Origin of the sequence: Dietzia sp. Die43 (genome assembly GCF_024519835.1) — a bacterium.
Taxonomy (GTDB): domain Bacteria; phylum Actinomycetota; class Actinomycetes; order Mycobacteriales; family Mycobacteriaceae; genus Dietzia; species Dietzia kunjamensis.
The window spans coordinates 191,816-207,125 of sequence record NZ_JALJRF010000003.1; the positions used below are offsets into that span (position 1 = coordinate 191,816).

The 15,310-nt window shown below is 73.4% G+C and carries 10 protein-coding genes; 8 read left to right on the plus strand and 2 right to left on the minus strand.

Features of this window, described 5'->3' with window-relative positions:
• Window positions 1-25: 25 nt before the first annotated feature.
• Entirely contained in the window at window positions 26-1,645 is a 1,620-nt protein-coding gene (locus NR111_RS03775; protein WP_374210683.1) for a DEAD/DEAH box helicase, read from the minus strand.
• Between the two features lie 218 nt (window positions 1,646-1,863).
• Here NR111_RS03775 and NR111_RS03780 point away from each other — a divergent pair, with 218 nt between their 5' ends.
• Window positions 1,864-2,091 (plus strand): DUF3107 domain-containing protein, encoded by a 228-nt coding sequence (locus tag NR111_RS03780; protein ID WP_067712332.1) that lies wholly within the window; start codon window positions 1,864-1,866, stop codon window positions 2,089-2,091.
• Between the two features lie 51 nt (window positions 2,092-2,142).
• Here NR111_RS03780 and NR111_RS03785 read toward each other — a convergent pair whose 3' ends face one another.
• Window positions 2,143-2,808, minus strand: a complete 666-nt coding sequence (locus NR111_RS03785; RefSeq protein ID WP_119191975.1) for a TetR/AcrR family transcriptional regulator — start codon at window positions 2,806-2,808, stop codon at window positions 2,143-2,145.
• A 151-nt stretch (window positions 2,809-2,959) separates the two neighbouring features.
• On the opposite strand from NR111_RS03785, the gene NR111_RS03790 reads away from it, so the two are divergent.
• The 7 genes from NR111_RS03790 to NR111_RS03825 all read left to right on the plus strand — a co-directional run bounded on the left by NR111_RS03790 (window position 2,960) and on the right by NR111_RS03825 (window position 15,292).
• Window positions 2,960-3,970 (plus strand): DUF3152 domain-containing protein, encoded by a 1,011-nt coding sequence (locus NR111_RS03790; protein WP_067712339.1) that lies wholly within the window; start codon window positions 2,960-2,962, stop codon window positions 3,968-3,970.
• The gene (locus NR111_RS03795) at window positions 3,967-5,196 is read left to right on the plus strand and encodes a ThiF family adenylyltransferase (RefSeq protein WP_256819916.1); all 1,230 of its coding nucleotides are present in this window, start codon (window positions 3,967-3,969) and stop codon (window positions 5,194-5,196) included. Before NR111_RS03790 ends, NR111_RS03795 begins: the two co-directional genes overlap by 4 nt.
• Window positions 5,197-5,222: 26 nt before the next feature.
• On the plus strand, window positions 5,223-6,113 hold the full coding sequence (locus NR111_RS03800) for a TIGR02569 family protein (protein WP_256819917.1): 891 nt from the start codon (window positions 5,223-5,225) through the stop codon (window positions 6,111-6,113).
• The gene (locus tag NR111_RS03805) at window positions 6,110-7,402 is read left to right on the plus strand and encodes an MFS transporter (protein WP_256819918.1); all 1,293 of its coding nucleotides are present in this window, start codon (window positions 6,110-6,112) and stop codon (window positions 7,400-7,402) included. The genes NR111_RS03800 and NR111_RS03805 overlap by 4 nt, the downstream gene beginning before the upstream one ends.
• 124 nt (window positions 7,403-7,526) lie before the next feature.
• On the plus strand, window positions 7,527-10,796 hold the full coding sequence (locus NR111_RS18455) for a PD-(D/E)XK nuclease family protein (RefSeq protein ID WP_308202002.1): 3,270 nt from the start codon (window positions 7,527-7,529) through the stop codon (window positions 10,794-10,796).
• A 5-nt stretch (window positions 10,797-10,801) separates the two neighbouring features.
• Window positions 10,802-14,149: a UvrD-helicase domain-containing protein gene (locus NR111_RS03820; protein WP_256819988.1), complete on the plus strand. Its 3,348-nt coding sequence runs from the start codon at window positions 10,802-10,804 to the stop codon at window positions 14,147-14,149.
• 63 nt (window positions 14,150-14,212) lie between these two features.
• Complete coding sequence (locus NR111_RS03825; protein ID WP_132063692.1) at window positions 14,213-15,292, plus strand: TrkA family potassium uptake protein; 1,080 nt, start codon at window positions 14,213-14,215, stop codon at window positions 15,290-15,292.
• Window positions 15,293-15,310: the final 18 nt, after the last annotated feature.

Genomic DNA, 15,310 nt, shown 5'->3' on the forward strand with positions numbered 1-15,310 from the left:
CGTGTGTGGGGAGGTGGTGGCCCGGTCAGTCCTGACCGGCCTGGTCGGGCGACGACGACGAGGGGCGCCGACGGCGACGGCGGCGCCGCGGGGGTGCGTCCCCGGGGGTCGCCGAATCGTCTCCGCTGTCGGTCCCGGGAGCGGGGTCACCGGACGCGGCGGGCGTCGAGGCCCCGTCCGCGCCGGAGGCCCCGGTCCGGGTACGCCGCCGACGGGGCGCCGATCCGGTCCCGGACTCCCGGGCGGGCCCGCGGGAGTCACGGTCGGCCGGGCGACGGCCGGAGCCGGTCCCGGTGGGAGCGCCGACGCGTCCGCCGGCGCTCTCCGGGATCCCGAGGTCGGACCGCAGGTGCGGGGACGTCGAGTAGGTCTCGGCGGGCTCACCGGACCCGAGCCCGAGGGCCTTGTCGATCAGGCCCCACCGGGGCAGGTCGTCCCAGTCCACGAGGGTGACGGCCACACCCGTGCGTCCGGCGCGGCCCGTGCGGCCGATCCGGTGCACGTAGGTCTTCTCGTCCTCCGGGCACTGGTAGTTGATGACGTGGGTGACATCGTCGACGTCGATCCCGCGGGCCGCGACATCGGTGGCGACGAGGACGTCGACGTCACCGGAGCGGAACGCCTTGAGGGACTTCTCACGCGCTCCCTGGCCGAGGTCGCCGTGGATGGCGCCCACCCGGAAGCCACGCTCCGCGAGATCGTCGGCCAACTTCTGGGCGGTGCGCTTGGTGCGGCAGAAGATCATGGTGGCGCCACGGCCCTCGGCCTGGAGGATCCGGGAGACCACCTCGGGCTTGTCGAGCGAATGGGCCCGGTAGACGTACTGGGTGGTGTTCTCGTGCGTGGCGCCGGAGTCGGCGGCCTCGGCGCGGATGTGGGTGGGTTTGGTGAGGAAGGTGCGGGCCAGGGTGATGATCGGGCCGGGCATGGTGGCCGAGAACAGCATGGTCTGGCGCTTCTCCGGGACCATGCGCAGCAGCTTCTCGATGTCGGGCAGGAAGCCCAGGTCGAGCATCTCGTCGGCCTCGTCGAGGACGAGGGCCTCGACCTTGCCCAGCACGAGCTTCGACTGGTTCGCGAGGTCGAGCAGGCGGCCGGGGGTGCCGACGACCACGTCGACGCCCTTCTCCAGGGCCTCGGTCTGCTGCTCGTACGGCGTTCCGCCGTAGATCGCGAGGACCTTGAGCGGGCGGGTGCCGGACCCGGAGGCCGCCGGCGCGGTGAGGCCGGTCGCGGCGATCTTGAGGTCCTGGGTGACCTGGACGCACAGCTCGCGGGTGGGGACGATGATGAGCGCCCGCGGGGTGCCGTCGAGCGTCCTCGTCGCCTCGCCGGTGGCGATGCGGTGGAGGAGCGGGACGCCGAACCCGTAGGTTTTGCCCATGCCGGTCCGGGCCTGACCGATGAGGTCGGATCCGGCCAGTGCCAGCGGGAGGGTGAGTTCCTGGATGGCGAACGTGTGGGTGATCCCGCGCTCGGCGAGCGCGGTGACGATCTCCGGGCGGACGCCGAGCTCGGCGAAGCTGGGGGAGGAGTCGGAGGACGGGGCGTCGACGACGGCGGTCGTCGTGGCCATGCCGTCGACTTCTTCGGTGGTGACATCTGTGGTGGACAGGGCGGTGCCTTTCTCGTCTCGCGCGCGGATGGTTCGGGCCGCACAAGGTCCGGCCTCGCGAGCGGGGCGCGCGCACATTTCCACGGGACCTGTCACGCCCGGCGCCGGAGCGATCCGGACCCGGGGAGTGATCCACGTGCACACATCCTATCCCGTGCCGCCGCCTTTCGAGCGCGTCGGGCTAGCCTGGACCGCACGCACCGCCGATGACGGCGTGACATGCGCCTACGACGAGAAGGGCAGGCACCGTGGAGGTCAAGATCGGCATCGCCGACAGCAACCGTGAGCTCGTGTTCAAGACCGGGATGACGCCGGAGGACGTGTACAAGCGCGTCGAGGCGGCCCTGACCGCGGAGGCCAAGGCGGTACTCGAGCTCGAGGACGAGAAGGGGCGCCGTTACCTCGTGTCCACCGATCGGGTGGCGTACGTCGAGATCGGCGAGACCGCGCGCCGCGCGGTCGGGTTCCTCTCCTGAGGGAGTGAACCCCGGGCCGGGGGCCGCCCTCGCGGCCCCGACCCCCGGGGGTCAGGCCTGGTTGTCCGGGTCGGTCCGGTCCCCTCCGTGACGCGGGATCTTGGACAGGCCGCCCCAGCACAGCGTGACCGTCGTCGAGACGGCGTCCGCGCGGGGGATCGGTCGGCCGGCGTCGAGCCAGTGCCCGGCGCTGACCCGGCTGGCCCCGACCAGTCCGACGGCCAGCAGTCGCGAGCGGTGGGCGTCGAGCCCGGAGTCCCCGCGGACGAGGTCGTGGACCGCGTCGATGCACCCGTCGGTGGCCCTGTCGAGTTCCCGCCGGACGTCCTCGTCACCGGACTCGGAGTAGAAGACCAACCGGAACCCGCGGGTGTCGGCGTCGGCGTACGCGAAGAACGTGTCGACGGCCGCCTCGACCCTGCGCCGGTTGTCGGAGGTCGAGTCCAGCGCGGCACGGATGCGTCCGAGCAGTTCGTCGACATGGTGGCGCAGCACCTCGATGTACAGGTCACGTTTGGAATCGAAGTGCTGGTAGAGCACCGGCTTGGAGACGCCGGCCAGGACGGCGATGTCATCCATCCCGGAGGCGTGGAAGCCCTGGTCGACGAACACGGTCCCGGCGGCGTCGATCAGCTGGCTGCGCCGGGCCCCGCGGGGGAGCCGGGCCGCTCGGGTGCGGCCCGGTGCGGCCGGGAAGGGTCCGTCCGGGCTCGTCATCTGCTGGCTCCTTCTCCGCCCGGGCGGGAGTCGACAGGCGTCCGGGCCAGACGGACAATACCCGCAGCCGCGGAGTGCGGGAGGAGGCGCCTCACCCCTCATGTGGGATCGTGTAGGCCTTGACTTCAGGAGTGGACGTGGAGGTGTACGGATGAGCGACGGCCGTCGCCGGACGCCGGGCGGTGCGGACGCCGAGGGTCGTCAGCGACCCCCGTACTACCCTCCGCACGGCGAGCCGCTGCGCGCGCCGTGGGACCCGCAGGAGTCGACCCCGGGGCGCCGCCGGTCGGTGCCCGGATCCCGGGACCACCTGCGTCGGCAGACCCCGGTCGGCAGGTTCTTGGCCACCTGGGGCTGGCGCGCGTACGCGATCCCGGTGCTCGTGGTGCTCACCGCCCTGGTGATCGGGGACGCCATCGTCTCGCCGGGCGCGTCGGACGAGGACCGGGTGGTCCGGGCGGAAGAGACCCCGGCCGTGGTCGGGGTACCCGCGGCGGGTGAGGTCCCGCCCAGTGGTGAGTTGCCGGAGGGCGGCTCCTTCATCGGGGCCGCGAGCGGGGAGTTCAGGATCGTGCCCGGCGGCACCGATCCGGTGGGACGCCCGACGGCCGAGCAGTTCAGCTACACGGTCGAGGTCGAGGACGGGATCGACACCGTCGACTTCGGCGGGGACGACTCGGTCGCCAGGATGGTCGACGCGACCCTGGCCAACCCCAAGAGCTGGACGGCCGACGGCGCAGTCGCGTTCCGGCGGATTGCCGGTGACGAGCCCGCGTTCCGGGTCTCGCTGGCGAGCCCCATGACGGTCCGCGAGAACTGCGGGTACGACATCGAACTCGAGGCGAGTTGCTACAACTCGGCCACGGGTCGCGTCTACCTCAACCTCGCGCGCTGGGTGCGGGGAGCGAGGTCGTTCCAGGGCGACATCGGGTCCTACCGGCAATACCTGGTCAACCACGAGGTCGGCCACGCGATCGGCTACCCGGCCCACGAGCCGTGCCCCGCGGACGGCGCCCTGGCGCCGATCATGATGCAGCAGACGTTCGGCGTGAACAACGGCGACATCCACCAGTTGGATCCCGAGGGCGTGGTCCCGGACAACGACGACACGTGTCGATACAACGCGTGGCCGTTCCCCGACGGACCCCCGGTGGCGGGATGACCGCCGCGGGCGGACCGGGGGACCGCGGCCTTCCCCCGCTGGTGGACCCGGTACCGGAGCTGACGAGGGACGAGCGGGAACGGTACTCGCGGCACCTGTTGCTCGGCGCGATCGGCGACGAGGGGCAGCGTCGCCTGCGCGCCGCGTCGGTGTTCGTCGTGGGTGCCGGCGGCCTGGGTGCCCCGGTGCTCATGTACCTCGCCGCGGCGGGTGTCGGGCGGATCACGGTCGTCGACGACGACGAGGTGGACCTCGGCAACCTGCACCGGCAGGTGATCCACTCCGTCGGGGCCGTGGGCCGACCCAAGGTGGACTCGGCGAGGGACCGTCTGGCCGAGTTGGCGCCCGGGGTCCGGGTCGACGCGATCCACGCCCGACTCGACGCCCTGAACATCGAGTCGCTTCTCGAGGGCCATGATCTGGTGATCGACGGCAGCGACAACTTCGCGACCAGGTACCTGGTCTCCGACGCCTGCGAGATCGCGGGGATCCCGCTCATCTGGGGGACCATCGACCGCTTCCGGGCGCAACTCGCCGTGTTCTGGTCGCGCCCACCGGCGCCCGCCGACCCGGTGACCCTGCGCGACCTCTACCCGTCCCCACCGCCTCCCGGGTCGGTGCCCAGCTGTGCCGAGGCCGGGGTCGTGGGTGCGTTGTGTGGCACGGTCGGGTCGATGATGGCAATGGAGGCGGTCAAGCTCGTCACGGGAGCGGGCCGGCCCCTACTCGGACGCCTGGTCCTGATGGATCTGCTCGAGTCGACCCACCGGGCGGTGACGATCCGACCGGACCCGTCGAGGGAGCCGGTCACCCGACTGCCCGACGGGGCCGACGACGTCTCCTGCGAGATGCCGGCGGCCGGGCTGGCGGCCGTGCCGGTCGTCACCGCCGCCGAGCTCGCGGAGGAGTTGACGCAGGCGGGGTCCCCCGGCGCTGCCGCCCCGGTCCTCGTGGACGTCCGCGGGGCGGGTGAGCGGTCCATCGCCCGGATCGAGCCGTCGGTGTGGGTGCCCCTGGACTCGGTCGCCGAGGACGCCGCGGACCCCACCGGTGTCCTCGGTCGCGCCGCCGCCCGGGGGCGCCTGGTCCTCTACTGCAAGTCCGGTGTGCGCTCCGCGCGCGCCGCCACGACCCTGTCCGGGGCCGGATTCACCGGCGTCCGGTCGTTGGCGGGCGGAATCGACGCGTGGACACGCGACGTCGACCCGTCCCTGCCCGGGTATTGACCGAGGAGGTGGGTAGCGTGGGCGGCGTGAACGATGCGAGGGTCCCCGAGCACGTCCGTGGCGCGTTCGGCGTGACGGACGGCCCGGCCGTGCCCGTGGTCGCCGGCTCCGGGACCGGCTGGCTGGTGTCCACCTCCGGTGCCGCCGTCGTGCTCCGCCCAGTCGCGGACACGGCGCTGGCGAACTGGTCCGCCCGGGTCCGGGAGGAACTGGACGTGACGGGGCTACGGGTGGCCCTCCCCGTCCGCTCGACCGATGGACGCCACGTCGTGTCCGGCTGGCGCGCCGACCGGGTGGTGTCCGGTCGCCCCGAGGCGCGCGCCGACGAGACCATCGCGTGGTCCGCGCGGATCAACGCGGCGCTCGCCGACGTGGAGCCCCCGCGGCCCGCCACCCGCCCGGCGAGGCGGCCGTGGGCCGAGACCGACCTGTTCGCGTTCGCCGAGGCGACCGCCTGGGACGGTGACCCGGAGCACGACCTGGCGCCCGGGATGGAGGACCGCGGTACGCCCTTCGCGACCCACCGTGCGGCCGCTCTGCTCGGTGCGACGGGCCTCATCCGGCACCGCAGGCCGGTCGGGATCCCCGTGACCGGCGTCGTCCACGGGGATCTCGCCCGGGGTCTGCTCTTCGACTCGTCCGCCGAACCCGCACTGACCGACGTCGTGCCCTATGCCCGGCCGACCTCGTGGTCGGCCGCGGTCGTCGCCGTCGACCACCTGTCGTGGGGGACGGCCGACATCGGGGTCCTCGGCAGATGGCGCCATCTCGAGCAGTGGCCCCAGATGGTGTTGCGCGCTGCCGTGTTCCGGTTGGCGGTACACGCGCTGCACCCCGGTTCGCGGCCGCACGCGATGGACGGGTTGCAGTCCATGGCCCGCGAGGTCGGCGAGTTCGTGGGGGACACGTCGGCATGACCCCTCGTTCCCCGCGGGCATCGTCCCGCCAGGGTGCCCTCGCGTTTCCGCTCGTGGCCCTCGTCGGCGTCGTCCTCGTCTCGCTGAACCTCCGGACCGCCGTCACCTCCCTCAGCCCGCTGCTCGGGGTGATCGACGCCGAGATCGGCCTCGGCGCCGCCGGGATGGGGCTGCTCGGGATGGTCCCGACCGCCATGTTCGCCGTCTGGGGTGTGCTCACCCCGATCGTCCTACGCCGGGTGGGTCTGGAGATGCTCACGGTCCTGGCGATGGTCGCGGCGGCCGTCGGGCAGCTCATCCGGGCCGCCGCCCACGACCCCTGGGTGATGGGCGCGGGATCACTCATCGCGCTGGCGGGGATGGGGATCGGCAACGTCGTCGCCCCGCCCCTGGTCAAGAAGTACTTCCCCCGGCACGTGGCCGCGGTCAGCATGGCCTACATCACCGGTCTGCAGCTGGGCACCGTCGTCCCGGCGCTGGTGGCGGTGCCGGTCGAGGAGGCCGCCGGGTGGCGGGTCTCCATCGGGTGGTGGGCGGTCCTCGCCGTCGTCGCCGCGATCCCCTGGATCGTCGAGGTCGTGCGGCCGGGCGTCCCCACCGACTCCCCTCGTGCCACCGGGTCCCCCCGCCCCGCCGACGGCTCCACCGGCAGCGCCCCCACCAGCGCCCCCACCAGCGTCCCCGGCGGCTCCGCCGCGACCCCCACCCGGCGCATCCGCCCGTGGCGTTCGCCCGTCGGCGTGGCGCTGGCCCTGTTCTTCGGAACCAACTCCTTGTGCACGTACGCGTTCTTCACCTGGCTCCCGGCCGTGGCCGAATCGATCGGGATGACGCGCGCGGAGGGCGGGTTGGCGTTGGCGGTGTACTCGGCGATCGGCCTCGTCGCGGCGTTGGTGGTGCCGTGGGCAGCGGGCCGCTTCGAGGACCCGTACGCCGTCGTCGTCGTCTCCGTCGTGTCCTACCTGGCCGGGTTCGCCGGCCTGCTCTGGGCTCCCGGCGCGGCGTGGGTGTGGATCTGCCTGCTCGGCGTGGGACCCAGCACGTTCCCGCTCTGCCTCACGCTGATCAACCTCCGCACGCGCACCCAGGCCGGCTCCGCCGCGCTCTCCGGGTTCTCCCAGGGCGTGGGGTACACGGCCGCGTCCCTCGGGCCGCTCGTGTTCGGCATGCTGTTCGACGGCCCCGGGCTCGGGGCGGGCCTGGCGTTCCTCACGGTGGTGTTGGCGATCATGACGGTCGTCTCGCGGACCGCGTGCCGCCCGAACATGCTCGAGGACACCCTGCGCTGAGGCGTACCGTCCCCCGCGCCGGTCGCGGGCCCGGTCTGCGCGGTGCGGGGTCGACATGCCCTCCGGCGAGCGGCTCGTCCGGGCGGGCAGGGGGGATGTCGTGGTCGTGTGGTCTCATCGAGCCGTGACACAGCCCGCCACCGCCTTGGCCGCCCCTGCCCCGACCGCCCCCCGCGACGCACGCGCGGTCGACGAGCACGGAACGTCCTGGTCGGCGGAACTCGACGACCTCCTCGGGCGTGACTGGTCGGGTGCCCGGACGGGCAGGCAGGACCGGTGGGTCGTGCGCGGGGGCCCGGGCAGCGGGAAGACGTCGCTGATCGTCGATGTGGTGCGCTCCGCGGTGGCCGGCGGGGTGGGGATGGACGGGGTCCTGGTGCTCACCGGCTCGGCGGCGGCCGCGGCCACCCTGTTCGAACGGGCCACCCACGGGATGCCCCCGCACCTCGTGGTCGGCACCGACGCGCCCGTCCGCACCGTGTACTCCCTCGCCCACGCGGTCGTCCGGTTGGCGGCCGCGCGGGCAGACGGACCGCCCCCGCGCCTGCGCACCGGGGCCGAGCACGACGCGGTGGTGCGGGAGACCCTGATGGGCGAACTGGCGGACGGGGCCCCGCACTGGCCCGAACAGATGCGGCCGGCTCTCTCCACCGTCGGATTCGCCCGCGAACTGCGCGACCTGCTCCTGCGTTCGCTGGAGAGGGGCATCGGACCCCGTGAACTCGCCCGGCTGGGCCGCACCGCGGGGCGTCCGGCCTGGGTCGCCGCCGCCGGGTTCTTCCGCCGCCACGAGGAGCAGATGGCGCTGCGGTCCGGGGTGCGTTCCGGACAGTCGGACATACCGGAGGCGCTCAACGCCGCAGAACTGGTCGGGGCCGCACTGGACGCCCTCACCGCCGATCCCGATCTGCGCGAGATCTTCCGGTCCCGCCGTCTCGTCGCGGTGGATGACGCGCAGCACCTCGATCCGCTGGCCGCCGAGTTCGTCGCGGCGGTCGGAGGCGGGGCGGACGTCCTGCTCGTGGCCGAGGACGGCGACCAGTCGGTGTTCCGGTTCCGTGGCGCCGACGGGGGTCTCGCCCGGGCCGTGGTGGACCAGGGTGGCCGCGCGATCGACCTGAACACCGGGCACCGCATGTCGCCGGCGATCACGGCCGTCGCCGCGCGCGTCGCGTCGAGACTCCCCGGGGCCGCCCGCCACCGGCCCCGCGCGACGCCGGGCCCGGCCGAGGGGTCGGTGGGGGTGACCGTCGCGGGCTCGTCCGCCGCGGAGGCCGCGGTCATCGCGGACTTCCTCCGCCGTCGACACGTCCTGGACGGCGTCGACTACGCGGAGATGGCGGTGGTGACCCGCTCGCTGCCCCGGGTGGCGGACGCGCTCTTCGCCGCCCTCGACGCCGCGGGGGTCCCGGTCGTGGACGCGGGCGCGGAGATCCCGCCCGCCCACGACCCCGTGGCGTCGGCGCTCCTGCTGCTGGTGCGTTCCGCCGTGGACGGCGAGACCGGAACCGATGCGGAACGGACACTGGCGATGCTCTCGGGACCGATCGGACGCGCCGACGCGGTGGCCATGCGACGCCTCCGACGCGGCCTGCGTCGCTCCGGGATCGGCGGGACCGAGCCGAGTGCGGACACACTGCGCCGGCTCGTGCTCGCGGAGGAGGACCGGATGCCGCCAGGCCTGACGGCGGTGGAGCTCGCGCCGGTGACCAGGGTCCGGCGAGCCCGCGCGGCGGTCCTGGCGGAACTCGGGGCGGGCGGCACCGCGGAGGAGGCCCTCTGGGCCGCGTGGTCGGCGTCGAGACTGGAGAGGCGCCTCGTCCGCCAGGCGGTCGCCGCCGACCCGTGGTCCCGGTCCGTGGACCGCTCGCTCGACGCGGTCGTGTCGCTGTTCGACCACGCCGCCGACTTCGTCGACAGGGTCCCCGGCGGGTCCGTCGCCCTCTTCTGCGACGTCGTCTCCGGCGAGGACCTGCCCGCCCCCGGACGCGCGGACACCAGAGCCCGTGGAGGGGCGGTCAGCGTCCTGTCCGCGCATGCGGCGGTGGGCAGGCAGTGGCGAGCCGTGGCCGTGTGCGGCGTGCAGGACGGGGTGTGGCCGGCACCCCGCCGGCGGTCCGGTCTCCTGGGAGTCGACGAGCTGGTCGACCTGACCGAGGTCGCCGGTGACGGCCCGGTGCCGTCCGAGGCCGAGCGGGCCGTGTCCTCCGCCGCCGCCCGGTCGGCCGAGGAACGTCGACTGTTCTACGTGGCGTGCTCCCGCGCGAGGGATCACCTGCTGGTGACCGCGGTCGAGTCGCCGGAGGAGGGCGACATCGCACCCTCCCGGTTCGTCGACGAGATCTCGGACCTGGCCACCACCACTCCCACCGCGGCGCCCGCCGGGGCGGTGGCAGGCCCGCCCCGGCACGCGCCGACCGTCTTCACGCTGCCGCACCTGGCCGTGGACCTGCGGGCGGCACTCCACGACCCGGCCACCGACCCCGCGGACGCCCGGCATGCGGCCGGACTCCTCGCCGGGCTCCGCGACGCCGGGGTGGAGGTCGCCGACCCGCGGACCTGGTTCGGCGCGGCCGAGCCGTCCTCGACGACCCCGGTGGTCACCTCGACGCCGGGCGAACCCCTCGCGGTCCTCTCACCCTCCGGTTTCGGTGCCCTGGAGGAGTGCCCCCTCCGGTGGTTCCTCCAGAAGGTGCGGGGCGACTCCTCGGACGCCGGATCGGCGGCCCCTCTCGTGCGGGGTTCGGCGGTCCACGCGCTGACACAGGCGGTGGAGGGAGGGATCCCGGAGGACGCACTTCGGGGGGCCGTGCGGCGACGGGCGGAAGCCCTCACGATGGCCCGTGGGTGGTTCGCCGAGCGGGGCGCGGAGTCGATGGTCGAGATGGCCGAGACCTTCCGACTGTGGCGTGCCTCGACGCGCGACCAGTACACCACCGCCGGGGTCGAGGAGGCGTTCGAGTTCGATGTCGACGGCCCGGTGCGGGTCCGCGGACGGATCGACCGGCTCGAGGCGACCACGGCGGGGCAGGTGATCCCGGTCGACGTGAAGACCTCCCGTGCCGCGGCGAGCCACGCCGAGGCCGCCGTGCACCCGCAGCTCGCCCTCTACCAACTCGCCGTCGCCGCCGGGGCTGTCGACTCCGCGGCCGGTCGGGCCCCCGGCGGAGGACTCCTGCTCTACCTGGCGGGCAGGGAGGGGCGCATGCCGGCCGAACGGATGCAGGATCCGCTCGGGACGGAGGCGGCGGAGGAACTCGCCCGGCGGGTGACGGCAGCGGGCCACGCGACCGTCGGACCGGCGTACACCGCGAGAGTAGGTCGCTGGTGCGAGCACTGCGACGTCAGATCCAGCTGCCCGGCGCAGCCCGAGGGCGAGCAGGTGATCGGGTGACCACGATGATCGAGCCCGACGTCATCGCCGACGCGCTCGGGATCCACCGGCCGACCGCCGAGCAGGCCGAGGTGATCTCGGGTCCGGCGGAACCGACACTGGTCCTGGCGGGAGCAGGTGCCGGCAAGACCGAGACGATGGCCGCCCGCGTGGTGTGGCTGGTGGCGAACGGATATGCCCGCCCGGGGGAGATCCTCGGGCTGACCTTCACCCGCAAGGCAGCGCAGCAGCTGTCCCGTCGCATCCGTCGGCGACTCGACGCGCTCGCGCGCAGTCCCCTGTGCACGGGTCCGGGGGCCGCTCCCGGGATAGCGGAGGCGATCCGCACCGAGGATCCACAGATCTCGACCTACCACGCGTTCGCCGGGACCCTGCTCGGGACGTACGGTCTGCTCGTCCCCGTCGAACCGGACTCGCGGCTGCTCACCCCCACCGCCGCCTTCCAACTCGCGCACGACGTGGTGTCGAGGTGGGAGAGCCCCCTGACGACCGGATCGAACCCCGGCCGGGTGACGCGCGACGTGCTCACGCTGGCGGGACAGCTGTCCGACCACCTCATCACCACGGAGGACCTGCGTACCGACCCCGACCTGATGACCACCCTCATCGCGACCCTGCCCCCCGGGCCGCGGCAACGCCAGACCCCCACCCGGTGGCTCCAGGAGACGGCGGACGTGCAGGGGCATCGCGACGAACTGGCGGATCTGGTGGACGCGGTCGCGGCCCGCATGCGCGCGGAGTCGGCGCTCGATCACGGTTCGCAGATGGCACTGTCCGCCACCGTCGCGCGCGACCACCCCCAGGTCGGCCAGGCCGAGCGCCGGGCGTTCCGGGTCGTCCTGCTGGACGAGTACCAGGACACCGGGCACTCGCAACGAGTCCTGCTCTCCTCCCTGTTCGGAGGTGGGGCGGGGCCCGTCCCGGCCGTCACCGCCGTCGGCGATCCCATGCAGTCCATCTACGGCTGGCGCGGGGCCTCGGCCTCGAACCTCGACCGTTTCCGCGAGGACTTCCCCCTTGCCGACGGTCGGCGGTCACACCTGCGCGAGCTCACCACCTCGTGGCGGAACCCACCCGAGGTCCTGACGCTGGCCAACCGGATCACCGCGCCCCTGCGCGACCGGCCGGGGGCGATCCCCGTCCCCGAACTGCGAGCCCGACCCGGCGCCGAGGCCGCCGACCTCAGGGTGGCCGTCCTGGACACCGCGTCGGACGAACGGGAATGGCTCGCGGACGCGATCGCCGCGAGATACAGCGCGGCCGCCCGAACCGGTCGCACGCCGACCGCTGCGGTACTGGTCAGACGCAACGGGGACTCCGCAGCGATCGCCGCCGCCCTCGAGTCGCGCGGCCTGGCCGTCGAGGTGGTGGGGGTGGGCGGACTGCTCGACGTCCCCGAGGTCGCCGACGTCGTCGCGCTGCTCACCGTGGTCTCCCGCCCGGGTGCGGGACCCGCACTGCTGCGCCTGCTCAGCGGTTCCCGGTTTTCCCTCGGAGCCGCGGACCTCGCCGCGCTCGCCCGGCGTGCCTCCCACCTGTCGCTACGCCGGTCCGCGGCCCCCGGCGGGGCGGTGGCCGCTCTCGATCAGCTGGAGGACATCCTCGACGGCATCGCCAGGGGGGAGGAGACCGACTCGGCCGGGCTCGCCGACGCCCTCGCCGACCCCGGCCCCGCAGCCGGTTACAGCGCGGACGGCGCCGCGCGCATCAGCGAACTCGCCGGGATCATCTCGGGCCTGCGTGCCCGCTCCTCGGCACCCCCCGCCCGCTTGGTCGCCGCCGCCGAGCAGGCGCTCGGACTCGACGCGGAGGTCCGCCTACGCCAACGCGCGGGAGCCGGCGAGGCCCGCGAGCAACTCGATGCGCTGCAGGAGGTGGCGGCGGGGTTCCGGCCGGACCGGGGAACAGGACTGGACGCCTTCCTGGCCTACCTCGACCTCGCGCGCACGGTCGACGGCGGGCTCGCGCGCGGTGAGGTCGCCGCGACACCGGGGCGGGTCCAGATCCTCACCGTCCACTCCGCCAAGGGGCTCGAGTGGGAGATCGTGGCCGTCCCGCACCTGGCGCAGGGGGTCTTCCCGTCCGACCAGGCGCCACAGACCTCGGTGCGCACGGCGACCCAGGTACCCGAGCACCTGCGGGGGGACCGTGAATCGGAGGACAACCCCGGCGGCGTCCCTGTGCCCCGGCTCGACGACGTGACCGACCGGAAACTCCTGCAGGACGCGCTCGAGAGTCATGTCAAGCGGGTCCGGCGACGCTCACTGGACGAGGATCGGCGGCTGTTCTACGTGGCGGTGACACGAGCCGAGCAGACGCTGCTGCTGTCCGGGTCACACTGGATCGGAGGGGCCGCCACACCCAAGGGCCCGTCGGAATTCCTCGACGAGGTCCTGGAGGCGTGCGGGGGAGACGAGCCACTGGGGGAGATCGATCACCTCGTCGTCACACCCTCCCCGACCAACCCCGCCACGACGACCGTCGTGGAGGCCACGTGGCCTCGACCGGCCGTCCCCGGCCGCGTCGCCGTCGCACGGGCGGTCGACGCGGCCGTGCCGGTGGACCCGGAGAACGAGGACCCGCCGGAATCGGGACCGGCACGCCGCTGGCACCTCGCCGCGGCACCGCTGCTGGCCGACGCGCGGCGGGCGGCCGAACAGCGGGACGAGGTGATCCTGCCCCGCCGGCTCACCGCGGGGCAGATGGTCGCACTGGCGTCCGACCCCCGGGAGTTCGCGGACCGTCTCCGCAGGCCGGTCCCGTTCCGTCCCGACCGCTTCGCCCGGCGCGGGACCCGCTTCCACCTCTGGCTGGAGCACCGCTTCGGCGCCACCCACCTCCTCGACATCGACGACCTGCCCGGCGCCGGCGACCAGGGCGCGGCCGACGGACTGTCCGAGGCGGACCTCACTGCACTGCAGGAGGCGTTCGAGGCATCCCGATGGGCACGGATGACACCCGAAGCGGTCGAGGTGCCCTTCGAGGTGGGGCTCGGCGAACACCTGTTGCGCGGACGGATGGACGCGGTGTTCACCGCCACCGCCAGCGCGGACACCGACGGCGACGACGACCCGGGGTGGATCGTCGTGGACTGGAAGACGGGACGGGTTCCCGCCGAGCGGGACATGCCCGCCGTCGCCCTCCAGCTGGCCGTCTACCGGTACGCCTGGGCCCAGATTGCCAGTGCCCGCCTGGGACGACCCGTGGGGCTCGACCGCGTGCGCGCCGCGTTCCACTACGTGCGTTCCGGGCGCACGATCGAACCGGCCCATCTGCCGGACGCCGACGAGCTGTCACGACTGCTCTCCGACGGGCCGGGGCGGGGTCGGTTGTTGTCCCGCGGCGGGCGATAGGCGACGATTCATGTCGATGACGGCACGGTCCCCGCGGGGGACGCGTCGCGGAAACGGAGTCCCATGGTGAAGAAGCGCGCACTGGCATCGCGGTTCCGTGGCCACGACCCGCTGGACGAGAGCCCCGACCACGCGCTCGTGGGCGTGGTGAGCATCCCGGAGCACAGTGAGACGCCGTGGCGGCTGATCGGCAAGCGAGTGCTGATGGCTGTGCTCACGCTGAGTCTGGCCGCCATCGTGGTCTACGTCGACCAGGACGGGTACGAGGGCGGAGGCGGCCCTGGCGGGCGAATCACGATCATCGACAGCTTCTACTACGCCACGGTATCCCTCTCGACCACCGGTTACGGGGACATCTCCCCGGTCACCCAGCAGGCGCGACTGCTGAACGCCCTCTTGATCACGCCGCTGCGCGTGCTCTTCCTCATCCTGCTCGTCGGCACCACCCTGTCGGTGCTCACCGAGCAGTCCCGTCAGGCCCTCAAGATCCAGCGATGGAGAACTCACGTGCGCAACCACACCGTCGTCGTCGGGTACGGCACCAAGGGCAAGTCCGCCATCGCGGCGATGCTCGCCGACGACACCGCCCCGGAGGACATCGTCGTCGTCGACACCGATCCCCAGGCACTCAAGGCCGCGGCCACCCACGGTCTGGTCACCGTCCACGGCTCGGCGACCCGGTCCGACGTTCTCAAACTGGCCGGACTCACCCGGGCCTCCGCTGTCGTGGTGGCCACCAACTCGGACGACACGGCCGTGCTGGTCACCCTCACCGCGCGGGAACTGGCACCGAACGCGAAGATCGTCGCGACGGTCCGCGAGAGCGACAACAAACACCTGCTCAAGCAGTCCGGCGCGGACTCCGTGGTCGTCTCCGCCGAGACCACGGGACGGCTCCTCGGCCTGGCCACCATCACCCCGACCGTCGTGGGGATGATGGAGGACCTGCTGACCCCCGACGAGGGCTTCTCCATCGCGGAGCGGCGGGTCGAGGAGTCCGAGGTGGGCGGCTCGCCCCGACACCTCGCCGAACTCGTGCTCGGGGTGGTGCGCAAGGGGCAGCTCATCAAGGTCAACGAGTCCGAGGCGGACGCACTCGAGAGCGGCGACCGGTTGCTCTACATCCGGATGGTCTCCGGCTGAGGCACGGGCAGCGCGAGG